At 61.4% G+C, this 22918-nt stretch carries 27 protein-coding genes and 4 pseudogenes; 15 read left to right on the top strand and 16 right to left on the bottom strand.

Annotated features, from left to right (window positions below; translation table 11 throughout):
- Positions 1 to 53: 53 nt before the first annotated feature.
- Together JOE56_RS11420 and JOE56_RS11425 are read left to right on the top strand one after the other, a co-directional pair.
- Positions 54 to 620, top strand: a complete 567-nt coding sequence (locus tag JOE56_RS11420; RefSeq protein ID WP_275577194.1) for a SulP family inorganic anion transporter — start codon at positions 54 to 56, stop codon at positions 618 to 620.
- Positions 569 to 1777 (top strand): SulP family inorganic anion transporter, encoded by a 1209-nt coding sequence (locus JOE56_RS11425; protein ID WP_338028601.1) that lies wholly within the window; start codon positions 569 to 571, stop codon positions 1775 to 1777. The genes JOE56_RS11420 and JOE56_RS11425 overlap by 52 nt, the downstream gene beginning before the upstream one ends.
- Before the next feature lie 14 nt (positions 1778 to 1791).
- Here JOE56_RS11425 and JOE56_RS01975 read toward each other — a convergent pair whose 3' ends face one another.
- The 5 genes from JOE56_RS01975 to JOE56_RS01995 form a co-directional block, all read right to left on the bottom strand.
- Positions 1792 to 2034 (bottom strand): FitA-like ribbon-helix-helix domain-containing protein, encoded by a 243-nt coding sequence (locus tag JOE56_RS01975; RefSeq protein WP_338028602.1) that lies wholly within the window; start codon positions 2032 to 2034, stop codon positions 1792 to 1794.
- Between the two features lie 538 nt (positions 2035 to 2572).
- Complete coding sequence (locus JOE56_RS01980; RefSeq protein WP_204514597.1) at positions 2573 to 3004, bottom strand: HEPN domain-containing protein; 432 nt, start codon at positions 3002 to 3004, stop codon at positions 2573 to 2575.
- Complete coding sequence (locus JOE56_RS01985; protein ID WP_204514598.1) at positions 2997 to 3590, bottom strand: MarR family transcriptional regulator; 594 nt, start codon at positions 3588 to 3590, stop codon at positions 2997 to 2999. Before JOE56_RS01985 ends, JOE56_RS01980 begins: the two co-directional genes overlap by 8 nt.
- 153 nt (positions 3591 to 3743) lie before the next feature.
- Positions 3744 to 4043: a HigA family addiction module antitoxin gene (locus tag JOE56_RS01990; RefSeq protein ID WP_204514599.1), complete on the bottom strand. Its 300-nt coding sequence runs from the start codon at positions 4041 to 4043 to the stop codon at positions 3744 to 3746.
- 8 nt (positions 4044 to 4051) lie between these two features.
- Entirely contained in the window at positions 4052 to 4333 is a 282-nt protein-coding gene (locus JOE56_RS01995; protein ID WP_204514600.1) for a type II toxin-antitoxin system RelE/ParE family toxin, read from the bottom strand.
- Between the two features lie 130 nt (positions 4334 to 4463).
- On the opposite strand from JOE56_RS01995, the gene JOE56_RS02000 reads away from it, so the two are divergent.
- The gene (locus JOE56_RS02000; protein WP_204514601.1) at positions 4464 to 4709 is read left to right on the top strand and encodes a ribbon-helix-helix protein, CopG family; all 246 of its coding nucleotides are present in this window, start codon (positions 4464 to 4466) and stop codon (positions 4707 to 4709) included.
- 260 nt (positions 4710 to 4969) lie between these two features.
- Here JOE56_RS02000 and JOE56_RS02005 read toward each other — a convergent pair whose 3' ends face one another.
- The 3 genes from JOE56_RS02005 to JOE56_RS02015 form a co-directional block, all read right to left on the bottom strand.
- Entirely contained in the window at positions 4970 to 5569 is a 600-nt protein-coding gene (locus JOE56_RS02005) for a class I SAM-dependent methyltransferase (protein ID WP_204514602.1), read from the bottom strand.
- 7 nt (positions 5570 to 5576) lie between these two features.
- Positions 5577 to 5876: a HigA family addiction module antitoxin gene (locus JOE56_RS02010; protein WP_204514603.1), complete on the bottom strand. Its 300-nt coding sequence runs from the start codon at positions 5874 to 5876 to the stop codon at positions 5577 to 5579.
- A 442-nt stretch (positions 5877 to 6318) separates the two neighbouring features.
- Entirely contained in the window at positions 6319 to 6498 is a 180-nt protein-coding gene (locus tag JOE56_RS02015) for a hypothetical protein (protein WP_204514604.1), read from the bottom strand.
- A gap of 373 nt (positions 6499 to 6871) precedes the next feature.
- Between JOE56_RS02015 and JOE56_RS02020 the strand changes: the two genes are divergently transcribed.
- Both JOE56_RS02020 and JOE56_RS02025 read left to right on the top strand, forming a co-directional pair.
- Positions 6872 to 7516: a hypothetical protein gene (locus JOE56_RS02020; protein WP_204514605.1), complete on the top strand. Its 645-nt coding sequence runs from the start codon at positions 6872 to 6874 to the stop codon at positions 7514 to 7516.
- Positions 7517 to 7530: 14 nt separating this feature from the next.
- The gene (locus JOE56_RS02025) at positions 7531 to 7695 is read left to right on the top strand and encodes a hypothetical protein (RefSeq protein WP_204514606.1); all 165 of its coding nucleotides are present in this window, start codon (positions 7531 to 7533) and stop codon (positions 7693 to 7695) included.
- Positions 7696 to 7890: 195 nt separating this feature from the next.
- Here JOE56_RS02025 and JOE56_RS02030 read toward each other — a convergent pair.
- A pseudogene (locus JOE56_RS02030) lies at positions 7891 to 8340 on the bottom strand (DUF933 domain-containing protein); the annotation flags it as partial.
- A gap of 36 nt (positions 8341 to 8376) precedes the next feature.
- On the opposite strand from JOE56_RS02030, the gene JOE56_RS11550 reads away from it, so the two are divergent.
- Positions 8377 to 8538 (top strand): LLM class flavin-dependent oxidoreductase, encoded by a 162-nt coding sequence (locus JOE56_RS11550; RefSeq protein ID WP_477021225.1) that lies wholly within the window; start codon positions 8377 to 8379, stop codon positions 8536 to 8538.
- Positions 8539 to 8582: 44 nt separating this feature from the next.
- On the opposite strand, the gene JOE56_RS02040 is transcribed toward JOE56_RS11550, so the two are convergent.
- Positions 8583 to 8972 (bottom strand): heavy metal-responsive transcriptional regulator, encoded by a 390-nt coding sequence (locus JOE56_RS02040; RefSeq protein ID WP_035123387.1) that lies wholly within the window; start codon positions 8970 to 8972, stop codon positions 8583 to 8585.
- A gap of 106 nt (positions 8973 to 9078) precedes the next feature.
- Here JOE56_RS02040 and merA point away from each other — a divergent pair, with 106 nt between their 5' ends.
- From merA to JOE56_RS02075, 7 genes and pseudogenes are all read left to right on the top strand, one after another.
- Positions 9079 to 10503: a mercury(II) reductase gene (gene merA / locus JOE56_RS02045; protein ID WP_204514607.1), complete on the top strand. Its 1425-nt coding sequence runs from the start codon at positions 9079 to 9081 to the stop codon at positions 10501 to 10503.
- A gap of 49 nt (positions 10504 to 10552) precedes the next feature.
- On the top strand, positions 10553 to 10855 hold the full coding sequence (locus tag JOE56_RS02050) for a hypothetical protein (RefSeq protein ID WP_204514608.1): 303 nt from the start codon (positions 10553 to 10555) through the stop codon (positions 10853 to 10855).
- Between the two features lie 27 nt (positions 10856 to 10882).
- Positions 10883 to 11485 (top strand): TetR/AcrR family transcriptional regulator, encoded by a 603-nt coding sequence (locus JOE56_RS02055; RefSeq protein WP_204514609.1) that lies wholly within the window; start codon positions 10883 to 10885, stop codon positions 11483 to 11485.
- 77 nt (positions 11486 to 11562) lie between these two features.
- The gene (locus JOE56_RS02060) at positions 11563 to 12735 is read left to right on the top strand and encodes an MFS transporter (RefSeq protein ID WP_204514610.1); all 1173 of its coding nucleotides are present in this window, start codon (positions 11563 to 11565) and stop codon (positions 12733 to 12735) included.
- Between the two features lie 72 nt (positions 12736 to 12807).
- Positions 12808 to 13456: pseudogene (locus tag JOE56_RS02065) on the top strand (LLM class flavin-dependent oxidoreductase); the annotation flags it as partial.
- Between the two features lie 82 nt (positions 13457 to 13538).
- Complete coding sequence (gene cmtR / locus JOE56_RS02070; RefSeq protein ID WP_204514611.1) at positions 13539 to 13898, top strand: Cd(II)/Pb(II)-sensing metalloregulatory transcriptional regulator CmtR; 360 nt, start codon at positions 13539 to 13541, stop codon at positions 13896 to 13898.
- A complete protein-coding gene (locus JOE56_RS02075) occupies positions 13895 to 15787 on the top strand; it encodes a heavy metal translocating P-type ATPase (protein WP_204514612.1) in 1893 nt (630 codons plus the stop codon). Before cmtR ends, JOE56_RS02075 begins: the two co-directional genes overlap by 4 nt.
- A 78-nt stretch (positions 15788 to 15865) precedes the next feature.
- Here the strand turns inward: JOE56_RS02075 and JOE56_RS02080 are convergent, their stop codons facing one another.
- Positions 15866 to 16906, bottom strand: coding sequence for an NAD(P)-binding domain-containing protein (locus JOE56_RS02080; protein WP_338028604.1), 1041 nt, complete (start codon positions 16904 to 16906; stop codon positions 15866 to 15868).
- Positions 16907 to 17069: 163 nt separating this feature from the next.
- Here JOE56_RS02080 and JOE56_RS02085 point away from each other — a divergent pair, with 163 nt between their 5' ends.
- Complete coding sequence (locus JOE56_RS02085; RefSeq protein WP_204514613.1) at positions 17070 to 17837, top strand: ASCH domain-containing protein; 768 nt, start codon at positions 17070 to 17072, stop codon at positions 17835 to 17837.
- Between the two features lie 432 nt (positions 17838 to 18269).
- Here JOE56_RS02085 and JOE56_RS02090 read toward each other — a convergent pair whose 3' ends face one another.
- From JOE56_RS02090 to JOE56_RS02100, 3 genes and pseudogenes are all read right to left on the bottom strand, one after another.
- Positions 18270 to 18869 (bottom strand): class I SAM-dependent methyltransferase, encoded by a 600-nt coding sequence (locus JOE56_RS02090; RefSeq protein WP_204514602.1) that lies wholly within the window; start codon positions 18867 to 18869, stop codon positions 18270 to 18272.
- A gap of 7 nt (positions 18870 to 18876) precedes the next feature.
- Positions 18877 to 19181, bottom strand: a pseudogene (locus JOE56_RS02095) (HigA family addiction module antitoxin).
- Positions 19117 to 19473, bottom strand: a complete 357-nt coding sequence (locus tag JOE56_RS02100; RefSeq protein WP_204514614.1) for a putative quinol monooxygenase — start codon at positions 19471 to 19473, stop codon at positions 19117 to 19119. The pseudogene JOE56_RS02095 and the gene JOE56_RS02100 overlap by 65 nt, the downstream one beginning before the upstream one ends.
- A gap of 245 nt (positions 19474 to 19718) precedes the next feature.
- Between JOE56_RS02100 and JOE56_RS02105 the strand changes: the two genes are divergently transcribed.
- Positions 19719 to 20894: a CBS domain-containing protein gene (locus tag JOE56_RS02105; RefSeq protein WP_204514615.1), complete on the top strand. Its 1176-nt coding sequence runs from the start codon at positions 19719 to 19721 to the stop codon at positions 20892 to 20894.
- Between the two features lie 225 nt (positions 20895 to 21119).
- On the opposite strand, the gene JOE56_RS02110 is transcribed toward JOE56_RS02105, so the two are convergent.
- Positions 21120 to 22094, bottom strand: coding sequence for an NAD-dependent epimerase/dehydratase family protein (locus tag JOE56_RS02110; RefSeq protein ID WP_204514616.1), 975 nt, complete (start codon positions 22092 to 22094; stop codon positions 21120 to 21122).
- 133 nt (positions 22095 to 22227) lie between these two features.
- Positions 22228 to 22719, bottom strand: a pseudogene (locus JOE56_RS02115) (DUF933 domain-containing protein); the annotation flags it as partial.
- Positions 22720 to 22918 lie beyond the last annotated feature (199 nt).

The raw sequence follows: 22918 nt of genomic DNA on the forward strand, positions 1-22918 counted from the left end.
ACCCTGTGTATCCTTTGAGCGTCGTTGACGCCTTGAAGGAGCAAGCAAGTCCCATGACCCACCCACGCGCCGTGTCAAAGGAAGGCTTCGGAGCCCGCGCTCTGCGTTTCGCACCGCGCCGCTCGGACTGGTCGCGCACGACGATCGGGCGCGACCTCTCCGCAGGGCTCAAGGTGGCCCTCGTCGCACTCCCCCCCCTCGCACTCGGCTTCGGCGTTGCGTCCGGCGTCGGCGCGGCAGCTGGAATCAAGACAGCCATCGTCGCGGGCATCCTGACCGCGGTCTTCGGCGGTAGCAACGTCCAGGTGAGCGGTCCGACCGGCGCAATGACCGTCGTGCTTATCCCCATCGTGGCCACCCACGGCGCCGACGGGGTGCTCGTCGTCGGCGTGCTGGCTGGCCTTATGCTGCTATTGCTGGCGGTCACCGGTGCTGGGCGGGCGATGAAGTACATGCCGCTACCGGTCGTCGAAGGGTTCACGGCTGGCATCGCGGTGATCATCGGCCTGCAACAGCTGCCTGCAGCACTCGGGGTCGAGGCGGAAGGCGAGAAAGTCCTCAGGTTGGCGTGGGACGCAATCACGGCTTGGCTCAGCGCTCCGGCATGGCAGGCCCCGTGATGACCCTCGCGGTGGCGGCCGGAATTGTGGTTGCTGCGCGCGTTCGTAGTGGCTTCCCCGCAGCACTGGTGTTGGTAGCTATCGCAACGGTCATCAACATGCTGGCAGGTAGCGGGCTCAAGACCATTGGTTACATCCCGTCGACCTTGCCTGCTCCGCGCTGGCCACAGATCCCGTGGGAGCACCTGGACTCGTTGCTGCTGGCAGCGGTCGCCGTCGCGGCTCTCGGAGCATTGGAATCATTGCTATCTGCAACAGTCGCCGACGCGATGACCGTCGGCGATCGGCACGACCCCGACCGTGAGCTCTTCGGGCAGGGCATCGCCAACGTCGTCGCTCCCCTGTTCGGCGGGATTCCCGCGACTGCCGCGATCGCTCGAACTGCCGTCAACGTGCGGGCAGGCGCAGGCACACGCCTGGCAGCGGTGTTCCACTCGTTACTCCTGCTCGTCGCCGTGCTGGCAGCGGCCCGGTGGGTGGGCGAAATCCCTCTCGCCGCGCTCGCCGGCGTGCTCATCGCCACTGCGATCCAGATGATCCACCCGCGGAACATCAGCTCGGTGATGCGCGCCACCAAGGGCGACGGGGCCACTCTTCTCATCACTGCAGTCGCCACTGTCGTGTTCGACCTTGTCGTCGCCGTGCTCATCGGCCTTGTTGTGGCGGGCTTCTTCGCACTGCGCGATGCCGCCCGCACGGTGGTGTTCGAAGCCACACCGCTGAGCAAGGGAGACCACAGCGATGAGGAGCGCGAACTCCTCGACGAACACATCGCCGCCTTCCGCCTCGAAGGCCCACTCTTCTTTGGCGCGGCGCACGACTTCCTCCTCGAGCTCGCTGAGGTCTCATGGGTCAAGGTCGTCGTGCTCCGCATGCGCTACGTCACGACAATCGACGCCACTGGCGCCCAGATGCTTGCAGACACAATCGGGCGCCTCGAGCGCGGAGGCACCCGGGTCTTACTTTCCGCAACGAAGCCCGAGCACGTTCCGGTGTTGCGCGAACTCGGCGTCTTCGACCAGCTTGCACACGAGAATCACGCCTTCGACAACACCCTCGACGCCATCGCTCACGCCCGGATGCACGTCGCGCGCATCCAGCATGAAGAGTCTGAGGGCGCACTAGAGACACCTCGGAACGACCAGCACGACGAGTAGCGCTCGAAGGACTATCATTCGAAGTACGCCACCCCTGCGACATCGTCGCGCGTCTGAATCGGCAACTCATCGACCCGACCGACTTCCCGCGCCACATCCAGAAGAGCCCTGCCTATGTGAGGCCGCCGGGCCGCCTTTGTCAGGATGTCGCGAACCTCGACCTCCATGGATCGCCCGTGCTCCTTCGCCTGAGATGCGAGCTGTTGCTTCACGTGGTCATCGAGACCACGCACGATGATGAATGCCAAAAGAGCCACCTCCTTCTGCTATCAACCATGAACGCTTTGCTGGAGACGAGCCAGGCCAGATCGACGGCGATGAGGCGTTCGATGTCGCACAGGGATTCCTGCGCTTGTCAGATTTATATTTCCAGTTGGAGGGCAGTCTCTTCCTCGTCGACGATGCTCGGCTGCCCGGACGTCGGGATCTTCTCGTGCTTGTCGCGGCCTTGGTCCCAGGTGGGGATTCGACGCAACTAAATGGGCGGGTATCTCGGTGGGATGATGGCTGGTTTCCAGCCGATGCTTTTACTCCTTAAGCATAGCCGTTGCGTTCGGTGCTGTGTTTGGAAAATGCACGCAGCCACACCCGGGTGACCCACTACCCTGGCCGCGATCATCGCCTCGTCGAACCCGGCCGAGATGGCCTGGTTCTAATCGCGAGCTTCCTCAAGCTGAGGAAGCCCCCTCCTGGGGCTCGTTCATCAACCTGCAGATCGCAGACGAGGACATCCCGCTTTCCATGTTGGAAGCCGGAGCGCTCCCTGTGCCGGAACCGCATGCTCGGAGGGCCGATTCAGCCAAGATTCACCTCGCATGCGGTAACGATCGCCGATGCTGCACTGATTGCTTCCCTGACGTCCTGGAGGGTCGCCGTCGGCTGATCATCGCTGGGATATTCTGTCGCGTTCCGCACCTGGCGCATCCATTCGAACTCCTCAAGTGCAGCGTCCTCGATGAACTCGGCGGCAGCCACTCCCGTGTTCCGGTGGGCTCCGCCAACCGGGCGCACCCGCAACCCCTTCGTGGCCAGCACGGCGACGAGCGCCTTGCGCGCAGCGTCGTAGGCCGCTGTGAACGCCATGGCCTGGTCATCGGAGCCGGCCAGCGCCTCAGCGGTGCGCACATGTTGTTTCGCCATCTCGATCACTGTCACCGCATATTCCCTGTTTACCGCGACCCTTTCCAGCCGGCGGTTCGCGAGCATCCGAGCGATGACGTCAGACATGAAGATTCCCAGTCATCACGTCAAGGGTGGGGCGTGAGCGCAACGTCGCCACGAACGGCGTCGGGTCATCCGTCTCCCAATCCTCGGTGGAAAGTCTGGTGACGTTCACCGGCACATCGAGTCGCTCCCCGGTTTCGGAAGCGATCGCCGCCAGCACCCGGCGCGGAGCAGAACCTAGGACGAGGACATCGATATCGTTAGGGAACTGCCCTGCTTCGCCGGCTCGTCGGGCTGCCCAGGATCCGTAGATCAGTACGCGCTCGACCCCCTCCACCCCGTCGAACTGCTCACGGAGAACGGGCACAGGCCCATAGGTGGCCTCGATAATCTCGCGCATGGGCCTGAACAGCGGATGCTCATCATCGGCTCGCACAAGTCGATTGCGTCCTTCATGACGGTCCCGGAGAATGCCACTCTCCACGAGCCGCCCCACCTCACGATGAACCACTGGGCTACTGACGCCGGTGCGGCGGCCGAGCTCAGCCAGCGTGAACTCCCGGTCGGGATGACTCAGGGATTCCGCAAGGATTGCCCCGACCGCGTCGGAGCGCACAAATGGAGTCAACTGTGAGCCGGGAACCTTCACAGAACGAGAATATATCTTCCACTTATGGGAAGTGTCAATGGTGCACGTCAGACGTTAAACCTGAGCTCCATCGAGTTCCGGCACTGAGAACCACCAGCGTCCACTGGCGTGCACGCTGCCAAGAAACGAGCTCCGCCAGCACTGCACGGTTGATCATGCCACCTGTAGTGGCGTGATCTTGGCTATCTGATCAGCCACACGCTCCTGCGCCAGCTCAAGCTCATAGCGACTCTGCAGATTGAGCCAGAACTGCGGCTCCACTCCAAAGTATCGCCCCAAACGCAACGCCGTGTCAGCAGTGATGGCGCGCTTGCCATGCACGATCTCGTTGATCCGCCGCGGGGGAACACCGATAGACACAGCGAGCTTGTGCTGCGTGATGCCGAATCCCTCAATGAAGTCTTCCATCAGAACCTCGCCAGGGTGAATCGGCACGTAAAGCTTCTCAGTCATCATGCACCTCAGTGGTAGTCCTCGATGATCACATTCTCCGGGCCAGCCTCGGTCCACACAAAACAGATCCGCCATTGGCTGTTAATCCGAATGCTGTGCTGACCCTTACGGTTGCCCTTCAACGCTTCGAGCCGGTTCCCCGGCGGAATACGAAGCGAGTTGAGCGACACCGCAGCATCAAGCAGATGCAACTTCCTGTTCGCCGACTTGTGAATCCGCGGATCGATCCTAGGCGCCGGTTCACGTAACCACACGAGCTCCGTGTCACGGTCGCCGAAAGATCTGATCACACTTTAAGAGTGCCAGGCATGACGCGGTGCGTCAATAACACTACACGTTAAACCAGAAGCTCGACGGGTTGTCAAGAGAAAGCAACCACACCCTAGCCACCAATCCAATTTTCGTATTACGAGTATATGTATGGAAACTATCGACGGACACCCTGTGAGCGAAGAGCTAATCGATGCGTGGGTAACCGAAGCTGATAATGGTTATGACGTGGAGGCACTTCGTCGTCGAGGAAGGAAACCGCGCGACAAGGACGCTGCGAAAGTTTTCTCCATTCGGCTTTCCGCCAGCGAAATAGCAGATCTCGACAAATATGCGGCGGCAAACGGATGGTCGGGATCGCAAGCAATCCGCGAAGCGTTAAAGAATGCCATTTAGAAGTGGAAGTCCGTCGGAGCGCCCTCAGCGGGAGTTGCGTCTCGAGCTCGACACCTCAATGAGACTACTCGAGATCGTCATTCCCGTCTGGGACGACGGTTCCGAAACGATAACTCACTCGATGAAGGCTCACAAACAATACCGCGCTCTGCTCGATTAGTCGTCTAGGCCGCGCAACCAGGCCCCAGCCCTCTTAGACGTTAAACCTGAGCTCCACCGAATCCCGTTGGTAGTTAACATGCGCAACGTTCTACTCGCACTCAGGAGTGATTCCACACCAATAGGTAGCGAAACAACGGGAGTCGCCGGAAGGAACACCCCGGCAAGCATGAGCGTGCCTGTGTTCGAACTTGTCGATAAGTCAAGGGAAACTCGAACTTTTTGGGTGCTGAATCTTCTACGTGATCACGGAGCTTTGCATAGAACCGGTGCTGAACTGCTCCGACAACATCGTAGACAAAGTCAACTGTGGTCGCACTCCTGGCTAAACCGAGAATTACCAACGTGCCACCCGGGGAAACTAGACTGCGTAGCCGGGCCAGCGCCACTTCAAACTCCGGCAAGTGATGAACCGTTGCTACTGCAGTGACAAGATCGAACTGCTGTTCCCCAAAGTCATGGATCATCACATCGCCATGCACCCACCTGATTCCATGCTCACGCCGACGCGCAATAGCTAGTACGTCATCACAGGCATCAATCGCCGTCACAATCAAGCCACGAGCACTCAACGCTTGCGCCAAAAGACCCTCACCACATCCCACATCGAGTGCGGTATGCATTGACGGTCGACACTGCTCAAGAATCAGATTATGATAGTGCCGATTATGATTCCAACCGTCCTGAATGGATTTCTCCATTCCTGATTCACGCAACCTGGTGCGGCTTGATCAACTCAAGCTGATCAGCAATCGCTTCACTCTCTACATCGAGGTCATAGTGCGACTGCAGGTTGATCCAGAACTGCGCCGTCGTGCCGAAGAATCGACCGAGACGCAAGGCAGTGTCGGCAGTGATACGGCGCTTGCCATGCACAATCTCGTTGATGCGTCGAGGCGGAACGCCGATAGACACTGCGAGTTTATGCTGTGTAATGCCCATTGGGTCCAGGAATTCCTCCATAAGGATTTCCCCGGGATGGATCGGAGGGTAAATCTTGTCATCCATGTCGCTTCCTAGTGATAGTCGACAATCTCCACGTCCTTGCCTGCAAAGGAGACGATCCCGACATCATCTTCCCATTACATAACGCCTCACATCAATAACGCTAGACGTTAAACCAGAACTATACCGCGTCGCCACGGTTAGGAACGTCAGGTTCGGGCAGTTGTTTTCGTCTCCCTGGCGCCTCGCGAAGCGTCGATCCACGTGACTACGCAATCGACTGCGACTGGCGACCCCATGGCGAGCAACAGAGGGAACCGTGCTTCCTGACCTGACGGGATGGTTCCGAGCGCACCCTCCTTGCGATGCTCGCAGAACACCGCATTCTCCGGCAGGTCCAGGAATTGGACGTTCACGTCGGACGCCGGCCCCGCGAGGTGTTGTGAAGCACGAGCGAGCAATGCCGCTGGGCCTTCAGCCGATCCTTACTGTCTGTCTACACGCTCTAGCGAACCTCGGCTCGCGGCCACACGCCTTCCGAGGGACCCAGCCCTGCCGGTTCCTCATCCTTGGAGGCTTCGACGAACTGTTGGAACTGCGCAGTAACCCTGCCCAGGAAGTTGTTGAGGTGGCTCATGAGGTCGCCCGCGTTGGCATACTCGAAGACGAGGGCGGTCTTACGCAAGGTCGCCTGTACTCTGCGCCTCGCGGATCACGATGCGCATCAGCGATCACAGAAGCTTCTCATCCGCTAGGTCGAACACGCGCTCAGGGTCGGCGAGCAGATGGGGCACCAGAGCGCAGTGCAGCGCCAGGGAGCTTCGGTCTTCGGGGTCAGCTCGTAGGCCACGACACTTATCCGCTCGGCGGACGAGCCCAAGCACCCAGCACCCACTTACCTGCGACCGGCACAGGCCGCAAAGCTAGCGCGACCCAAGGACGAGCTTGATGAACAACCGTCACCCCCTTGACAAGCGCGGATAGCACATGTATGCGTGGAGAACTACAGGGGGTCACCAGCTCCGGTTATTACATTCAGAAAGGAAGGGCACCAGATGATGCCCAGAACAATCCAAAACTATTCAACGACCACCCTGACCGTCGGAATTCTTGCATTTGGAGGGCTTGGCGCAACACCAGCCACCGCCGCCCCGACAGAGGGTCCTGCAGCGAACACCTCTCAGCCCACGCAAACCATCAACAGCCCGTCTCAGTCGAACATCAGCAAGGCTGACCGGTTCGTCCACCGCAGCGGCAACACGTACTCATTCGACGCCGAGAACGCCCGCTCAGTTCTCTCATCCTCGGAGACATCCCAGGTGCAGAGCGCAGTTGATGGTTGGAACACGAATCTCCAGGCAAACCAGAGCTCTGGCCAGACCCGGGCAGGGGAGACTCGGGGAGCTCCCGATCTGGTCAAGGGCGAGCACGGTTACATCAAGGCTCACTGGTGGGGCCTGGAGATCCATGTCGACAACTGGCTTGCTGGCAAGATCCAGAACGGCACTGCGACCAGCAGTGCTATCGCAGCTGGCGTCGGACCAGCCAGCTCTGAGACGGGGGTCGACGGTGTCGCCGGTGGCATCGTCTCAGCTGTTCTTGCAGCGTCAGCTGGGGTTCAGAGCCTGTGCCGCGACGACAAGGGCGAGGCCACCTATTACGCACCGAGTTCCCCAACCCGACCATCGTGTGCAATCCGCTAGCCTAGGAGGAAACTATGCGATTCCTAAAGTATTGCGCCTACACCACCTTGTTCGTCGGCGCATGCCTGTGCCTATTCAATGTATTCTCACGTGAGGAAGCACCTGCCGGGCCGTGGGGGATTATTCTCATCGTCATCGGTGTGGCCATGGTCAGCATCTTCCTCATCTCAAGGAGATAAGTCGAGCAGGAGTGACCGACGGGCAGTGACTTGAGTAGGTTCCCTTGGCGGACGGCCTCTTCATGAAATTGCCGTCCGCACGACGGTGGCAGAGATCGTCAGGGCACAGCTCTTTGAAACTCATACTAGTACCGAGACTGCGGCGGAGCGCCCGGATCATGAGGGAGCCCCAGCCGCACCCCATTGGTCAGAGGTTCAGACGTTGAACCTGAACTCCACGACGTCGCCGTCGGCCATAACGTAGTCTTTACCTTCCATGCGGACCTTGCCAGCCGCTTTCGCCTCGGCCATTGAGCCTAACTCATCCAGGTCCTCAAAGGACACAATCTCAGCCTTAATAAAGCCCTTCTGGAAGTCGGTGTGGATGACACCCGCCGCCTCAGGAGCGGTCCATCCCTTACGGATAGTCCACGCACGAGCCTCCTTCGGCCCAGCAGTCAGGTAGGTCTGCAAGCCCAGCGTATCGAACCCAACCCTGGCCAGCTTATCCAAACCAGGCTCGTCCTGACCGGTGGATTCGAGCATTTCGGCGGCTTCTTCAGGATCAAGCTCAATGAGCTCAGCTTCAAACTTAGCGTCCAAGAAAAACGCCTCAGCTGGAGCAACGAGTTCACGCATCTTCGCCTGCATGGCTTCGGCGGCCAGTGCGGGCCATCTGCGGAAAAGATCGCCAAGACTCATCTGGAGGTCGCCCAGGCCGCGGACGAAATCGGCGTGAACAACGCGCCCTTCCGTGTCCACCACTTCGTGCCGCAGGCCTACGCCCCGATGCCGCTGCTGGGTGCTGTCGCGGCCACCACCAATCACATCGAGGTGGGCACCGGTGTCATCGACATACGCTAGCGCATGTTCGTGTTATGGCTCTCGTTTTCTCGGTCCGCGTCCCTCTACAGGTACCGGCAGACCTGGTCTGGGCTGCATGTGTCGGGGTCCGGGTGCGCGGCGTCGTGCCGGAGGTCGGCGATGGTGCCGTGCAGGGTGGTGAGCTGGGCGATCTGCTGCTCGATCTCGGCCAGGCGCGCGTCGAGGAGGTCTCGCACGTGCTCGCAGGGCGCGTGGCCGCTGTCGCGGATGTCGAGGATTTGGCGGATCTGGGCGAGGGTGAGGCCTGCGGCCTGGCCACGGTGAACGAAGTCGATCCGGGCGACGGCGTCGGGCGCGTAGTCGCGGTACCCGGATGGCGTCCGGTCGGCCGGGGGCAGCAGTCCCTGCTCTTCGTAGAACCGGAGCGTCTTCGAGGTGGTGCCCGCGCGTTCGGCGAGTTCTCCGATGCGCATTGCGGCCTCCGATCATTCGGCAGGGGCCACGCTTGACCTTCCCCTGCACTGGAAGGTCCAGTATGGCTGAAACGGAACAGAAGTCCAAGCCTTGACGGGAGCAGCGATGCCTACGAAGTACGATCTCGCCATCATCGGATCGGGCGGCGGAGCGTTCGCCGCCGCGATTCGCGCGACCATGCTCGGGAAGTCGGTGGTGATGATCGAGCGTGGCACGCTCGGCGGCACCTGTGTGAACACGGGCTGCGTGCCGTCGAAGGCCCTCATCGCCGCCGCCGATGCACGGCACGTCGCCGCCGACGCCGCCGAGCGGTTCCCGGGGATCGCGACGACGGCAGGCCCAGTGGACATGCCCGCGCTGATCGCCGGGAAGCAGGCGTTGGTCGAGACGATGCGGGGCGAGAAGTACGCCGACGTCGCCGATTCATACGGGTGGCACGTCCGGCGGGGAGACGCCGGGTTCGCGGGCACCCCGGACGCGCCGGTGTTGGAGGTCACCGCCGCAGACGGAGCGGTCGAGACGATCGAGGCCGAGCACTACCTGGTCGCCACCGGTGCGTGGCCGTGGGCTCCGCCGATCGATGGCCTGGACGAGGCCGGGTACCTGACCTCGACCACGGCGATGGACCTGACCGAGGTCCCCGAGTCGATGCTGGTGCTCGGCGGCGGCTACGTCGCCCTGGAGCAGATGCAGCTGTTCGCCCGCCTCGGCTCCCAGGTCACCGTGCTGGTGCGGTCCCGGCTCGCGTCGAAGGAGGAGCCGGAGGTGTCCCGGACACTGCAGGAGGTGTTCGCCGACGAGGGCATCCGGGTGGTCCGCCGCGCGGTGCCGACCCGGGTGTCCCGGGACGCGGCGACCGGGCAGGTCGTGGTTACCGCGGATGTGTCCGGCGGCTCGCAGGAGTTCCGCGCCGACCAGGTGCTCGTCGCCCTCGGACGCCGTCCCGTCACCGACGGCTTGAACCTCGATGCGGTCGGGGTGAAGACCGGGGACTCCGGCAAGGTGGTCGTCTCCGACCATCTGCAGTCGTCGAACCCGCGGATCTGGGCCGCGGGCGACGTGACCGGGCACCCGGAGTTCGTCTACGTCGCGGCCCACCACGGCACCCTCGTCGCCGAGAACGCGTTCGCCGACGCCGACCGGTCCGTCGACTACTCCCATCTGCCGCGGGTGACGTTCACCGGACCGGCGATCGGCGCGGTCGGGATGACCGAGAAGGAGGTCGTCGCCGCGGGGATCCGCTGCGACTGCCGCGTGCTGCCCCTGGAGTATGTGCCCCGGGCGGTGATCAACCGCGACACCCGCGGGTTCATCAAGATCGTCGTGAACGCCGATACGAGCGAGATCCTCGGCCTCACCGCCGTCGCCAAGGACGCCGGGGAACTCGCCGCCGCAGGCGTCCACGTGCTCGGCAAGACCATCGCCGAAGTCGCCGACGCCTGGGCCCCCTACCTGACCATGACCGAAGGCATCCGGATCGCCGCGAAGTCCTTCACCACCGACCCGTCACTGCTCTCGTGCTGCGCATGAACGGCAACGCATGCAATCGGGGAGATCTCATCCGGAAGAGGTGCAGACGATGAGCGCCGATCACGACCGCGACGAACGGCGCGCCGGTCCCATCGTCGCCGCAGGGACCGGGCTGCTCCTACTGGCATGCTGCGCGCTTCCGTTACTGCTCTGCTGCGGCCTGCCGCTCATCGCGGCGGGCGGAGCACTCGCAGGCGTCGGAGGGCTCCTCGGCAATCCCTGGATCATCGGTGCCGGGATCGCCGTCGCGATGGCCGTCAAGGCCGGGATGCTCGTCAGGCTACGGCGGCGGCACCGAGGCCGCAGGACTGGGCAATGGGTGAGTCCTGTGATCAGCCCATTATGGATTTAAAAGTACATAACTGATACGCTATCAGCCATGGTTAGACCACGCGCTTTCGACGAGACCGCCGTCCTCGACGCCGCCGCGGCGGAGTTCCGCGTCCATGGCTTCGCGGACACCTCCACCGAGCAACTCTGCGAGGCGGCGGGCGTGCGTCGCAGCAGCCTCTACAACACCTTCGAGTCGAAGGACGAGCTGTTCGTCCGCTCACTGGAGCGGTACGTCCAGGCGACCGGCCTCGCGCAGGAGGGGGTTCTGCTCGACAGCGGACGGGATGGGCTGGCCCGCCTGGTCTCCCTGATGGACCTCGTACTCGACGAGGAGCGCGAGGCTGCCACCCATGGTCACGCCGCGGGCTGCATGGTGGTTGGCGCACGGATGACGCCCGATCTTGGCGCGAAGAGCGAGAGGGTCAAGAGCCTGCTGGACCATGCGCTGGAGCAACAGCTCGCCCTGATCGGGCAGGCTGTCCGCGTCGGTCAGCTCGACGGTTCGATTAGGAGAACCATGCCTGCCGCCGACGCGGCTCGGGCCGTCGTCGCCCTGATCTCTGGCATGCGCGTGCTCGCTCAGGCTGGCTCCACTCCGAACGAGCTGCGTCAGGCGGTGATGCTCGGACTGGACGGCCTGCGCGCCTGACGCACTGCCCGCACCCATGCAGGTGCGGGTTCATTTTTTACCCAAGTTCTGTACCTTAGAATCCAGAAAGAAGTCCTATGAAGAAGCACCTCTACCTGCTCATGGTCACCATCATGGTGACCGTCATGAGCGAGCTCCAGGTCGCCGGCATGATGCCATCGATGTCCGCCGACCTCGGCGTGTCCACCGGCCAGGTCGGCATGCTCGTGTCCATGTTCGCCGCAGGCATGGCCGTCGGCGGGCCGCTGTTTGCCTACTTCCTGCGGCACAGCCCGCCCAAGGGGGCCCTGCTCACCATCGTCGCCCTCTACGCGGTGATGCAGGTCCTCGTCCCGGTCATCGACGCCTACTGGTGGGTCGCCCTCATCCGCATCCTCACCGGTGCCCTGGCAGGAGCGTCGTTCGGCCTGTCGGTGACCTACGCCGCACTGCTGGCCCCGAGCCCGCAGAAGATCGGCGAATCCATCTCGATCGTCCTCGGCGGCATCATGGTCGGCACGGTCCTGGGGCTGCCCCTGTCACACTTCATCGCGGACCGCTGGGGCTGGCAGGCCAGCTTCTACGTGCTCGGCGTGCTGACCTTCGCTCTGTTCCTGGCCAGCGTCGCGGTGCTCCCCAAGCGCGACGCCCCGGAGCAGGAGGCGGCGGCCCAGGACGTGCGGAACCTGAAGATGCCCAGGCTGTGGGCCCGGTACCTGGTCAGCCTGCTGACCGTCGGTGCCGCCTACGCATCGTTCTCGTACTTCACCCCGCTGCTGGAGACCAGCGCCGGGTTCAGCACCAACGCAACGACGATCATCCTGCTCGCTTACGGCGTCTGCTCCTATATCGGCAACATGGTCGTCGGCAAGCTCGCCGACAAGCACGCGGTCGCCGTGCTGCGGATCGGACACGCGCTGCTGTTCGTCGCGCTGGCTGCCCTCGCGGCATTCGGATACGTCCAGCCGATCGTCCTGGTGATGGTCATCGTCGTCGGCTTCGTCGGCGTCACGATGAACCCCGCCCTGGTGACCCGCGTCGCCGAAGTTGGCGGTGCCGGGACGATGGTGAGCACCATCCACACGGCCGTGATCTCTGCGGGTGTCACGCTCGGCTCCGCGATCAGCGCCGTGACGATCGGGATGTTCGGCGACGACCCCGCCGTCGCGATGTGGACGGGGGCGGTGCTCGCGGTCCTCGCCGCTGTTGTGCTGGCGACTCAGACCGAGGCGCAGAAGAAGCAGCTGGTCGAGGCCGTCGCGGTCGAGTAGCAAGCGATTTGGGTGCTGGCGCTTCCCTGCGGCGTGCGCCAGCACCCAGACTCAATCAAGTGTCACAACCGCGACATGCGCTATGAAAACCCACTCTACCTCGCCGAAGAGGCCGCGTCGCTGTACCAAATTTCCGGTGGCCGCGTGGCCCTGGACGTCTCGCGCGGCGCCCCCCGAGGTGGCTGACCGCGGCTGGGAGGCCTTCGGCTATAAGGGCGAAGCACCCAACGGCGCGGACGTGGCACGAGCCCACCTCGAGGCGTTCATGGCTGCAGTGGACGGCAACGAATTCGCCACCACCGAGACCCTGGGCGAAATCCAGGCGGATCAGATCAGCCGCTACCGCGCCGCGTGGAAGGAAGCGGGCCACGATTGGACGCCGCGCGTGTCGGTGTCCCGCTCCGTCTTCCCCATCGTCGACGGCGCGGACATGCAGTTGTTCGGCATGCAGGCCTCCGGCTCCGACCAGGTGGGCACGCTGCCTGACGTCGGCGCCTCCACCTTCGGCCGCACCTACGCCGCCGAGCCGGACAAGCTCATCGATCAGCTCAAAGCCGACGCCGCCGTCATGTCCGCCGACACCCTGCTCATCACCATCCCCGCCGGGATGGGCGTCGACGTCAACGTGAAGATCTTGGACAACTTCGCCACGCATGTCGCCCCCGCGTTGGGTTGGCAGCCGAACGGCGAAAGCCCGGTTACCGGCTATCCCATCGCCTAATTCCCGCAGGTCGCAAACTCTTCGCTTCAATGTCAGTTCAGTGTGTTTTGAATAGTTCAGTACTTGCTGTATAGTTCAGCACATGCTGACTATTGCTTCACGCCTCGATGTCATGAACCGGCTCGGCCGAGCCATGGCGGATCCGACGCGCTCCAGAATCCTGATGACCCTACTCGACGGCCCGAGCTACCCGGCTGTGCTTTCGCGCGACCTGGACCTGACCCGCTCGAACGTCTCGAACCACCTGACCTGCTTGCGTGACTGCGGCATCGTCGTCGCCGAGCCGGAGGGCCGCAAGACCCGCTACGAAATCGCCGATCCGCACCTCGCGGCAGCGCTCAAGGCGCTAGTGAACGCGACCTTGGCTGTCGACGAAAACGCCCCGTGCATCGACCCTGAATGCTCGGTGCCCGGCTGCGGCGAGAAAGGTGCGGACGCATGAGTTCAGCATGTGGATGCGAACACGAACCAGCCGCGGAAATCGAAGATCTCGATCGGCCATGGTGGAAGGACCCCGAACTACTGCTACCGATCTTCTCTGGCGTAGCCCTCGGTATAGGCCTGGCGCTGAACTGGGCCGGATTGGAGACACCCGCGACAATACTGTTTTGGGTCGGCCTGCTGCTAGGGGCGTATACGTTCGCGCCTGGAGCGATCCGGAACCTTGTCACAAAGCGCAAGCTCGGCATTGGGTTGCTGATGACGATCAGCGCGGTCGGCGCGGTGATCCTCGGCTTCGTCGGAGAGGCCGCGGCTCTAGCGTTCCTGTACTCGATCGCTGAGGCACTGGAGGACAAGGCGATGGACCGGGCCCAGGGCGGACTGCGGGCACTGTTGAAGTTGGTGCCGCAGACCGCGACGGTGCTGCGCGACGGCACGGCGGTCGAGGTCGCAGCGAAGGACCTCGTGGTTGGCGAGCTGATGCTCGTTCGCCCCGGGGAGCGGATCCCCACGGACGGCATCATTCGTTCCGGACGCTCCAGCCTTGACACCTCAGCGATCACCGGAGAATCCATTCCGGAGGAGGTCGCACCCGGCGACGAGGTGCCCGCGGGAGCGATCAACTCCGCCGGTGTGCTGGAGGTCGAGACGACCGCAGCTGGAACGGACAACTCGCTGACCACACTCGTGGACCTGGTCGAGCAGGCACAGGCGGAAAAGGGCGACCGCGCCCGGATCGCCGACCGGATTGCCCGGCCCCTAGTGCCCGGGGTGATGATCCTGGCGGTGCTGGTCGGTGTGATTGGCTCGTTGCTGGGCGCCCCTGAGACGTGGATCACCCGTGCACTGGTGGTCCTGGTCGCAGCGTCGCCGTGCGCGTTGGCAATCTCCGTGCCGCTGACGGTCGTGGCCGCGATCGGCGCGGCCAGCCAGTTTGGCGTGGTCATCAAGTCCGGCGCGGCGTTCGAGCGGCTCGGCGGCATCCGTCACCTGACGGTGGACAAGACCGGAACCCTCACCCGCAACCAGCCCGAGGTTACCGGCGTAGTCCCGGCAGTGGGATTCGATCGGGCGCAGGTGCTTGCCTTCGCGGCGGCAGTTGAGCAGCAATCGACGCACCCCCTCGCCGCAGCTATCGTGGCAGCGGTGCCCAAAGCGCCCGACGCCCAGGACATCAGCGAGGAAGCCGGGCATGGCATCGGCGGCACCGTCGAAGGCCGACGGGTGCTGGTGGGTAGCCCCCGGTGGATCGACGCCGGGCCACTGAATGCAGACGTTAAGCGCATGGAGTCCGAGGGCCAAACCTGCGTGCTTGTCACCGTCGATGACGCCCTCGCCGGGGCGATCGGGGTCCGTGACGAGCTGCGGCCCGAGGTGCCCGAAGCTGTGCAGACCTTGCATGCGAACGACGTGAAAGTGAGCATGCTCACCGGCGACAACACTCGCACCGCCCGGGCGCTGGCTGAAATCGCCGGGATCGACGACGTGCGCGCCGAGCTACGCCCGGAGGACAAGGCAAGCATCGTCGCCAAGCTCTCCTCCAAGACGCCGACGGCGATGATCGGCGACGGCATCAACGACGCGCCGGCACTGGCGGGCGCGACGGTGGGTATAGCGATGGGAGCGACCGGCTCTGACGCCGCGATCGAGTCCGCTGACGTCGCCTTCACCGGCCACGACCTCCGGCTGATCCCGCAGGCACTGCAGCACGCTCGCCGAGGCAGCAGGATCATCAACCAGAACATCGTGCTGTCTCTGGCTATCATCATCGTGTTGATGCCGCTGGCGATCAGCGGCGTGCTGGGCTTGGCCGCCGTCGTGTTGGTTCACGAGGTCGCTGAAGTTATCGTGATTTTGAACGGCCTGCGGGCTGCGCAAGCGAAGCGCTGAGCCACACTTTCGTCCAGCGCGCTGGCTCTCCAATGCGGATCTTGGAAGGATCGAGCTGCTCAGGGACCAAGCGTCATCTCAAAACTTTTGATGCCGAGCTTTATCGACACGGCCCGCGACTACTTGGGCAGTGTGTTTGGCAAAGAGCCCAACACCCATCAGCGTTGCTGAGCCGTCCCCGGTCCAGTTGCCGTAACCGACCAGATGCAGATTCTGCACCGCAGGTTCGCGGCCACGCATGAGGTGCCGGAATGGGCCGAGAGCCGGACGGAAACCAGTGCACCAAATCAGGTGGTCGTGGTCGAGCTCGCTCAAGCTATCGAAGATGGGGGTAGCGCTGAGCTGACCGGAGTTGCGGAGCTCACGTAAATGGGGAAGCGCGACGATGTCCCCGAGGTTCGGGCCGGAATCGCCACCGAGAATCCGGCGGCGGCTGCGGAGAAAGAGATCGCGGCCATCGACATCATCAGGCATCCAGCGCGGCCGCTCAAGCGTGAACCATGTGACCTCCGACGCCCCGAGGAGGTCCGCGGCGATCTGGGCCCCCGAGTTCGCCCCGCCGACCACCGCGACCTTCGCGCCGCGGAATGGTTCGGGACCAGGGTAGGTCGACGAGTGCCACTGGCGTCCCTGGAAGGTGCCGGGATAGTGGGGCACGAAGGGCGCGGACCACGTGCCCGTAGCCGCGATAACGTGTTCCGCTGTGAATTGACCGACGCTCGTATCTAGGTAGAACACCCCTGCCTCATGGGACACGCTGTGAACGTGCACTGGGCGCCTAACCGGAAGGTCATAGCGTTTTTCGTAGCTTTCCAGATAGTCGATGACATGGCTTGCCGGCGGGTACCCCGGGTACCGCGGCATAGGCCAGCCGGGCAGATTGGAGAACTCCGCGGCGGAGAAAAGCGTCAGTGAAGGCCACGTGTGCAACCACGCTCCACCGGGTTCCTCTTGATTGTCCAAGATCAAGAAGTCCACTTTGAAGCGCCGCAGATAGTATGCCGTGGCTAGGCCGGACTGGCCACCACCGACGACGATGGCAGTGTGATGCTCCGTGGCGCTTCTCACCTCATCGGGCAAATGCCCACCCAGTTGTGTATCCGCGACCTCACCCTCCACAACCGTCCCTCGTTACATGTTAAACCGGAACTCCACCGAATTCCGTACGTGCCGAACGTCACGATGAAGAGCGAATGCGAGCGAGTGCAGGCACGCTCCAACAACCAGGGTACACGCTCGCAGACTTCGGCGCGGCTTGCGCACCGTTTGATAGCGTCGAGACATGATCAACACCGCGCTCCGACAGCTCGTGGACGCCGCTACCGACCATGCGAAGCAGTGCAACGATGACCACGACCACACCGTCGCCGCAGCATTGCTCACCAGGTCAGGCCGGACCGTGTTGGGGTTGAATGCCCACCATTTCCTAGGCGGCCCGTGCGGCGAGATCTCCGCTCTCGCCAACCACGCGGCTACGTGCCCCGAAGATCCGATCGACGCCATCGTCGCGGTGTACGGCCCGACAGGCCACGTGATTTCTCCGTGCGGAAAGTGTCGTCAGGTGCTGTTCGACACCGACCCCGCTATCGACTGCGTCGTCCGCGGCAGCAATGGCCTCGAAGCTCGGAGTGTCTCCGAGCTCCTTCCCCATGCCTTTGATTGGCGCGCCATGGAACTGCCGCAGAAGGTCTTCATGTGGGAAGGCTACGAGTCGGCCATCAGAGATGGGTCCAAGCGCCAAACTATCCGCGTCGACGATCCCTTCCATCCTGGGCCAGCACAGCTCGTCTTCGAGAAGGAGAGCGGCGAGGTCATCACTCTGGACGCGAACGTCACTTCCGTGGTTGCCACCCGCCGCCGCGACCTCACCGAGGAACACGCGCAGCAGGACGGCTTCGCTTCATTGGCCGATCTGCACGAAGCCCTCGACATGCACTACCCCGGACTCGAGATGGAGAATTGCGTCGACGTAGTGTCCTTCGAACTGAGCAAGATCGCAGGACCCGATCCCGACCCCAGATGTTGGGTTTCGAAGCGGAATTCGATCTAGTGAGGCGGATACCGAGCCTCTCGACATGGAGGTCAGTCGCCAACCGCTACGCGTTGGCGAAGATGGCGCTCTTCCTCATCACGAAGCCCTGCCGACCTCTCGCCCTGCCGCTCTTCCGCATATTGCAAAGCCGCCGCTAGCGTCTCCCTCAACGGGCGAACTCGCAGGCCAGCTTCGTAAGCCCTCCGGCCCCAAGAAATCCAGTACCACCGAGCAGCAAGATGTCCATGTCGTCAGCCTTGCATGACGACACCTGCCGACGCAAGCGCCTCCGCTCACAGCATCACGAGACGAGTTTCAGATGTTAGAGCGAAACTACGCCCCCATCTACCATCTACACGCAAAACCACCCTTGAACAGGGGTTTTACACGTTTAACCTGAGCTCCACCGAATCCCGTTGGTAGTTAACATGCGCAACGTTCTACTCGCACTCAGGAGTGATTCCACACCAATAGGTAGCGAAACAACGGGAGTCGCCGGAAGGAACACCCCGGCAAGCATGAGCGTGCCTGTGTTCGAACTTGTCGATAAGTCAAGGGAAACTCGAACTTTTTGGGTGCTGAATCTTCTACGTGATCACGGAGCTTTGCATAGAACCGGTGCTGAACTGCTCCGACAACATCGTAGACAAAGTCAACTGTGGTCGCACTCCTGGCTAAACCGAGAATTACCAACGTGCCACCCGGGGAAACTAGACTGCGTAGCCGGGCCAGCGCCACTTCAAACTCCGGCAAGTGATGAACCGTTGCTACTGCAGTGACAAGATCGAACTGCTGTTCCCCAAAGTCATGGATCATCACATCGCCATGCACCCACCTGATTCCATGCTCACGCCGACGCGCAATAGCTAGTACGTCATCACAGGCATCAATCGCCGTCACAATCAAGCCACGAGCACTCAACGCTTGCGCCAAAAGACCCTCACCACATCCCACATCGAGTGCGGTATGCATTGACGGTCGACACTGCTCAAGAATCAGATTATGATAGTGCCGATTATGATTCCAACCGTCCTGAATGGATTTCTCCATTCCTGATTCACGCAACCTGGTGCGGCTTGATCAACTCAAGCTGATCAGCAATGCGCTTCGCTCTCTACTTCGAGGTTGTATTGCGACTGCAGATTGAGCCAGAACTGCGGCTCCACTCCAAAGTATCGCCCCAAACGCAACGCCGTGTCAGCAGTGATAGCGCGCTTGCCATGCACTATCTCGTTGATCCGCCGCGGGGGAACACCTATGGGCACAGAAAGCTTGTGCCACGTGGATGCCGAATTCTTCAATGAATTCCTCCGTCAGAATCTCTCCCGGGTGAGCCGGAGGGCGATTGTCGGTGGTAGTCAACCATCTCAGCCTCCTCTGGCCTCGCAATGGTGTAGTCACATGGAATATGCGATGTTGCGTGACCCCACTCACTCGCTTTAACCCGCGCTTGGTGTGAATCGAACGATGCTTGATCAGTGAATTGTTCTGACACATTCCATACGAGCGGGTCGTCAGATTGAGTGACCTCGAAGCGCAGACACCCGGGTTCATCACGAGAGAGCGCAACGTGCTTTGGAAGGAACCGTTCAACGATCGAATCATCACTAACGTCCTTGCAAATCAGGGTGCCGTTCAGCTCGATCGTGCTCATAGAACACCTTCGCTAAAAGTCAGACGTTGTCACACATTAAACCAGAACTCCACTGCGTTCCGCAGCCAAGTAACCTGTGACGTCCTCAACACGCGTCGCGACGTTAGTTCTCGAACATAGGTTATCCTTGCACTAACTGGCCCCGCCCCAGCCATGAGCACATCGATGGCTAGTGGGCATAGTCGCCCGCTCCGATGCAGAACTACCCACTTGCGCCAATCGCCACTACCTAGTAGGTGAACATAATGACGACCAACGACGCAATCAACACTTCCGATACGCCCACAGATAAAGATCGGCAATCGCACCACGATGAACTCCATAAGTTTGTTTCATCCAACAAAACTAGTGTCCAACTGGCCACCAGCTACGTACTTGAATGCTTCGGTCGATCGCGCCGTGGAGCCATCGTCAACCGTCGGATCAATGAGTGGCTCGCAGAGAACCAATTGGAAATGTTCCCGGATATCAGTTCAGCCGACTATTACGGCGACGTCGAGATCCGACGCCTCTCCTCGGACTCCGAACCGCAAACGCCAAAACCTGATAAATCGTCAAACGAATCCGCCTCAGAGAAATCGGCAGTGGGTGGCTGGGTTTTGTCTTCCTTAAAGAGTGACGCCGATGAGCTAGATAGCCTTCAGTACGGGGACTCAGTAAGCGACGCGATTGAACTAATGCAACAACGAAATCGCACCAAGTTGCCACTCTTCTTCTCGAAGAACGACAGGTCGACTCTCATCGGTACGGTGACCATCTCGGACCTCACCTTTGACAAAGTATCCGATGACAAAGTATCCGACCAGACGAAACTTATTAATGTGGCCACAACCCAGGTTCCAGTAGTAGGAACGAATGAGAAGCTTTTCGACTGGGTCTCGACCATTCTTCAGCACGGATTTATCTACGGAAAAAACGCAAGAAACGAGATCGTACAGATCTACACTACGTGGGACCTAGCGACCCATCTAAACTCGATCGCCGCAATGTTCCTGCGCGCTAACGAGATCGAAGAGCTTCTACGGGGGGTTCTCGCGGATGTTCCGGAAGCGAAGCTCAAGAAGGCCATAAAGAAGGGCCCACTGACAGACGTGTATATAGACACAGAACAAAGCATTACACTAACGAAGGAAGAAGTTGACGCCAGCGGGCCAGATGACTCCGAGAAGTCGTATGCGCAAAAGCTAACGTTTGCGGACTACATCAAGGCCGTAGCTGACGACACGATATGGTCTGAGGTGTTTCGCGCGGGTCGCATCTCCGACGAGGACAAGCCACGATGCATCCGAAGCCTGAACGATGCTCGCCTCGCACGTAACCGTGTGATGCATTTCAATCGATCAGAAATACCTGAAGACATGATTCCATCATTCGAGGCCTTGGCAGTGTGGTTGCGCCAGATAATGCAGTCGAAATCTTAGCGAGAGTCAGCAGCTGAATCGCATTCTGAAGGCCCACTTCGAACCCTTTCCATATTGCACAGAGGAAATTGATCCCGCGGGCCAGATCCCTTCCCCCTCCAGGCAGAGTCAACGGATCTTCGGCGTTTTCGCTCAGCCGGATCCGGACGCATTCTCACAGTCAGTCACGGAACGAAAATAGATTCAGCACGGTTCCCACTGCCACCAAAACTCTTCCCGCCGAAGTTAATTACCAGCTTCTAACCGCCGGCGCAGCTCGACCTCGTCCTGATCACTAAGCCCTGCTAGCCTCTCGACACTCCGCTCTTCCTCGTACCGCATAGCGTCCGCCAGTGTCTCCTTCAACGGGCGAACGTGTAGTCCGGCTTCGTACGCGGCTTTACACTCGAGCAACGCGATGTTGCGCCACTGCGGGCCGGGGACCCACAACGGCAGCGACTTCGGTCCCATCCATGGGTTCACTTCGAACGCAAGTAGCTCTTCGTCGGGGACAGGTCGCGCCGTCGCCCGCGATGCAGTGAGATCGCGGGAAATCGTATACACCTCCGCCAATGTGGCGGCGTGGCCGGTCGCGTTGAATGTTCCCTCCCGAGCGACCTCCGCAGATTCGACGATCCAGTCAGCCAGGTCCTCCGCATCGATCATGGCGATGGGGAACTTCGGGTCCGGAACAATGACATCGTCGCCCGTTGGGTGCGCGAAGCGCCACGGGTAGTAACCGCTGCGTCCTGTGCCATCACCGTAGCCTGCGATCAGACCGGGACGCACAATCATCACCGATCCACTGACAGCCCGATAAGCCGCTTCGCAGGCGGACTTGGCCGCCGGATACTGTTCCATGCTCTCCATGGCGTCGAGATCTAGCGGCTCGACCACAGGATCGGACTCGGCAGAGATTCTCCCCTGATCCGCGTACACGCTGCTCGAAGATACAAACACACGGTGCTTAGCTTGGAGTTTCGCGGCTGCGTCCCGCGCGTGCTTAGGCTGACTCGTCAGATCGACGACCGCATCCCAGGGCCGCGTGGCAACCTTGTCATACGCATCTTCACGGTCACGGTCTGAACCAACAAACTCGACCCCAGCGGCTGGCTCCCCCGTGCCTCGTGCGAGGCACGTGACGCGGTGCCCCCGTGCAAGCGCAACACGTGCGATGTGTCGTCCAAGAAATCCTGTACCACCAAGCAACAAAATATCCATGCCACCAGTCAAGCATCGCGGCGCCTCTCGCGCGAGCGACTTCGCTCTCGGCATAGCCGGGCTAGATTCAAAGGTCAGAGCGGAACCAATCCCACCTGTTCTCCACTTGCAGCACTACTTCTGACGAGCAGGTTTATACGTTAAACCTAAACTCCACCACGTCGCCGTCGGCCATAACATAGTCCTTACCTTCCATACGGACCTTGCCAGCCGCTTTCGCCTCGGCCATCGAACCCAGCTCATCCAGGTCCTCAAACGACACGATCTCAGCCTTAATAAAGCCCTTCTGGAAGTCCGTGTGAATGACGCCGGCCGCCTCGGGAGCGGTCCATCCCTTACGGATAGTCCACGCACGAGCCTCCTTGGGGCCCGCCGTCAGGTAGGTCTGCAAGCCCAGCGTATCGAACCCAACCCTGGCCAGCTTATCCAAACCAGGCTCGTCCTGACCGGTGGATTCGAGCATTTCGGCGGCTTCTTCAGGATCAAGCTCAATGAGCTCAGCTTCAAACTTCGCGTCCAAGAAGATCGCCTCCGCTGGCGCAACGAGTTCGCGCATCTTCGCCTGCATGGCTTCGTCGGCCAGCCCGTCTTCATCCGTGTTGAACACGTAGATGAACGGCTTGGCGTAGGTGCTGTTCGGTGTCGTCACGTCCGGATCGCAGTCCTTCAACCAACCGGTCCGGTCAGTACATCTGATATGGGTGTAGTTCTTGTCAAGAGGGCAAGACGATGCGCCACCGGGCTGGATGCCTGGTGGCGCATCGTCCTTTGCTGACCCGAAGTGGTGTTGATGAGAGGTTTCGCGTGTCTGTCGACGGCAATGT

It is taken from the genome of Brevibacterium paucivorans (genome assembly GCF_016907735.1).
GTDB lineage: Bacteria > Actinomycetota > Actinomycetes > Actinomycetales > Brevibacteriaceae > Brevibacterium > Brevibacterium paucivorans.

What these genes read in the sequence shown, in the direction of transcription:
- JOE56_RS11420 (WP_275577194.1), top strand. Translation starts at nt 54, where the DNA reads ATGACCCACCCACGCGCCGTGTCAAAGGAAGGCTTCGGAGCCCGCGCT.
- JOE56_RS01980 (WP_204514597.1), bottom strand. Translation starts at nt 3,004, where the DNA reads ATGTCTGACGTCATCGCTCGGATGCTCGCGAACCGCCGGCTGGAAAGG.
- JOE56_RS01990 (WP_204514599.1), bottom strand. Translation starts at nt 4,043, where the DNA reads ATGACTGAGAAGCTTTACGTGCCGATTCACCCTGGCGAGGTTCTGATG.
- JOE56_RS02000 (WP_204514601.1), top strand. Translation starts at nt 4,464, where the DNA reads ATGGAAACTATCGACGGACACCCTGTGAGCGAAGAGCTAATCGATGCG.
- JOE56_RS02005 (WP_204514602.1), bottom strand. Translation starts at nt 5,569, where the DNA reads ATGGAGAAATCCATTCAGGACGGTTGGAATCATAATCGGCACTATCAT.
- JOE56_RS02010 (WP_204514603.1), bottom strand. Translation starts at nt 5,876, where the DNA reads ATGGATGACAAGATTTACCCTCCGATCCATCCCGGGGAAATCCTTATG.
- JOE56_RS02020 (WP_204514605.1), top strand. Translation starts at nt 6,872, where the DNA reads ATGCCCAGAACAATCCAAAACTATTCAACGACCACCCTGACCGTCGGA.
- JOE56_RS02025 (WP_204514606.1), top strand. Translation starts at nt 7,531, where the DNA reads ATGCGATTCCTAAAGTATTGCGCCTACACCACCTTGTTCGTCGGCGCA.
- JOE56_RS02040 (WP_035123387.1), bottom strand. Translation starts at nt 8,972, where the DNA reads ATGCGCATCGGAGAACTCGCCGAACGCGCGGGCACCACCTCGAAGACG.
- merA (WP_204514607.1), top strand. Translation starts at nt 9,079, where the DNA reads ATGCCTACGAAGTACGATCTCGCCATCATCGGATCGGGCGGCGGAGCG.
- JOE56_RS02050 (WP_204514608.1), top strand. Translation starts at nt 10,553, where the DNA reads ATGAGCGCCGATCACGACCGCGACGAACGGCGCGCCGGTCCCATCGTC.
- JOE56_RS02055 (WP_204514609.1), top strand. Translation starts at nt 10,883, where the DNA reads ATGGTTAGACCACGCGCTTTCGACGAGACCGCCGTCCTCGACGCCGCC.
- JOE56_RS02060 (WP_204514610.1), top strand. Translation starts at nt 11,563, where the DNA reads ATGAAGAAGCACCTCTACCTGCTCATGGTCACCATCATGGTGACCGTC.
- cmtR (WP_204514611.1), top strand. Translation starts at nt 13,539, where the DNA reads ATGCTGACTATTGCTTCACGCCTCGATGTCATGAACCGGCTCGGCCGA.
- JOE56_RS02075 (WP_204514612.1), top strand. Translation starts at nt 13,895, where the DNA reads ATGAGTTCAGCATGTGGATGCGAACACGAACCAGCCGCGGAAATCGAA.
- JOE56_RS02085 (WP_204514613.1), top strand. Translation starts at nt 17,070, where the DNA reads ATGATCAACACCGCGCTCCGACAGCTCGTGGACGCCGCTACCGACCAT.
- JOE56_RS02090 (WP_204514602.1), bottom strand. Translation starts at nt 18,869, where the DNA reads ATGGAGAAATCCATTCAGGACGGTTGGAATCATAATCGGCACTATCAT.
- JOE56_RS02100 (WP_204514614.1), bottom strand. Translation starts at nt 19,473, where the DNA reads ATGAGCACGATCGAGCTGAACGGCACCCTGATTTGCAAGGACGTTAGT.
- JOE56_RS02105 (WP_204514615.1), top strand. Translation starts at nt 19,719, where the DNA reads ATGACGACCAACGACGCAATCAACACTTCCGATACGCCCACAGATAAA.
- JOE56_RS02110 (WP_204514616.1), bottom strand. Translation starts at nt 22,094, where the DNA reads ATGGATATTTTGTTGCTTGGTGGTACAGGATTTCTTGGACGACACATC.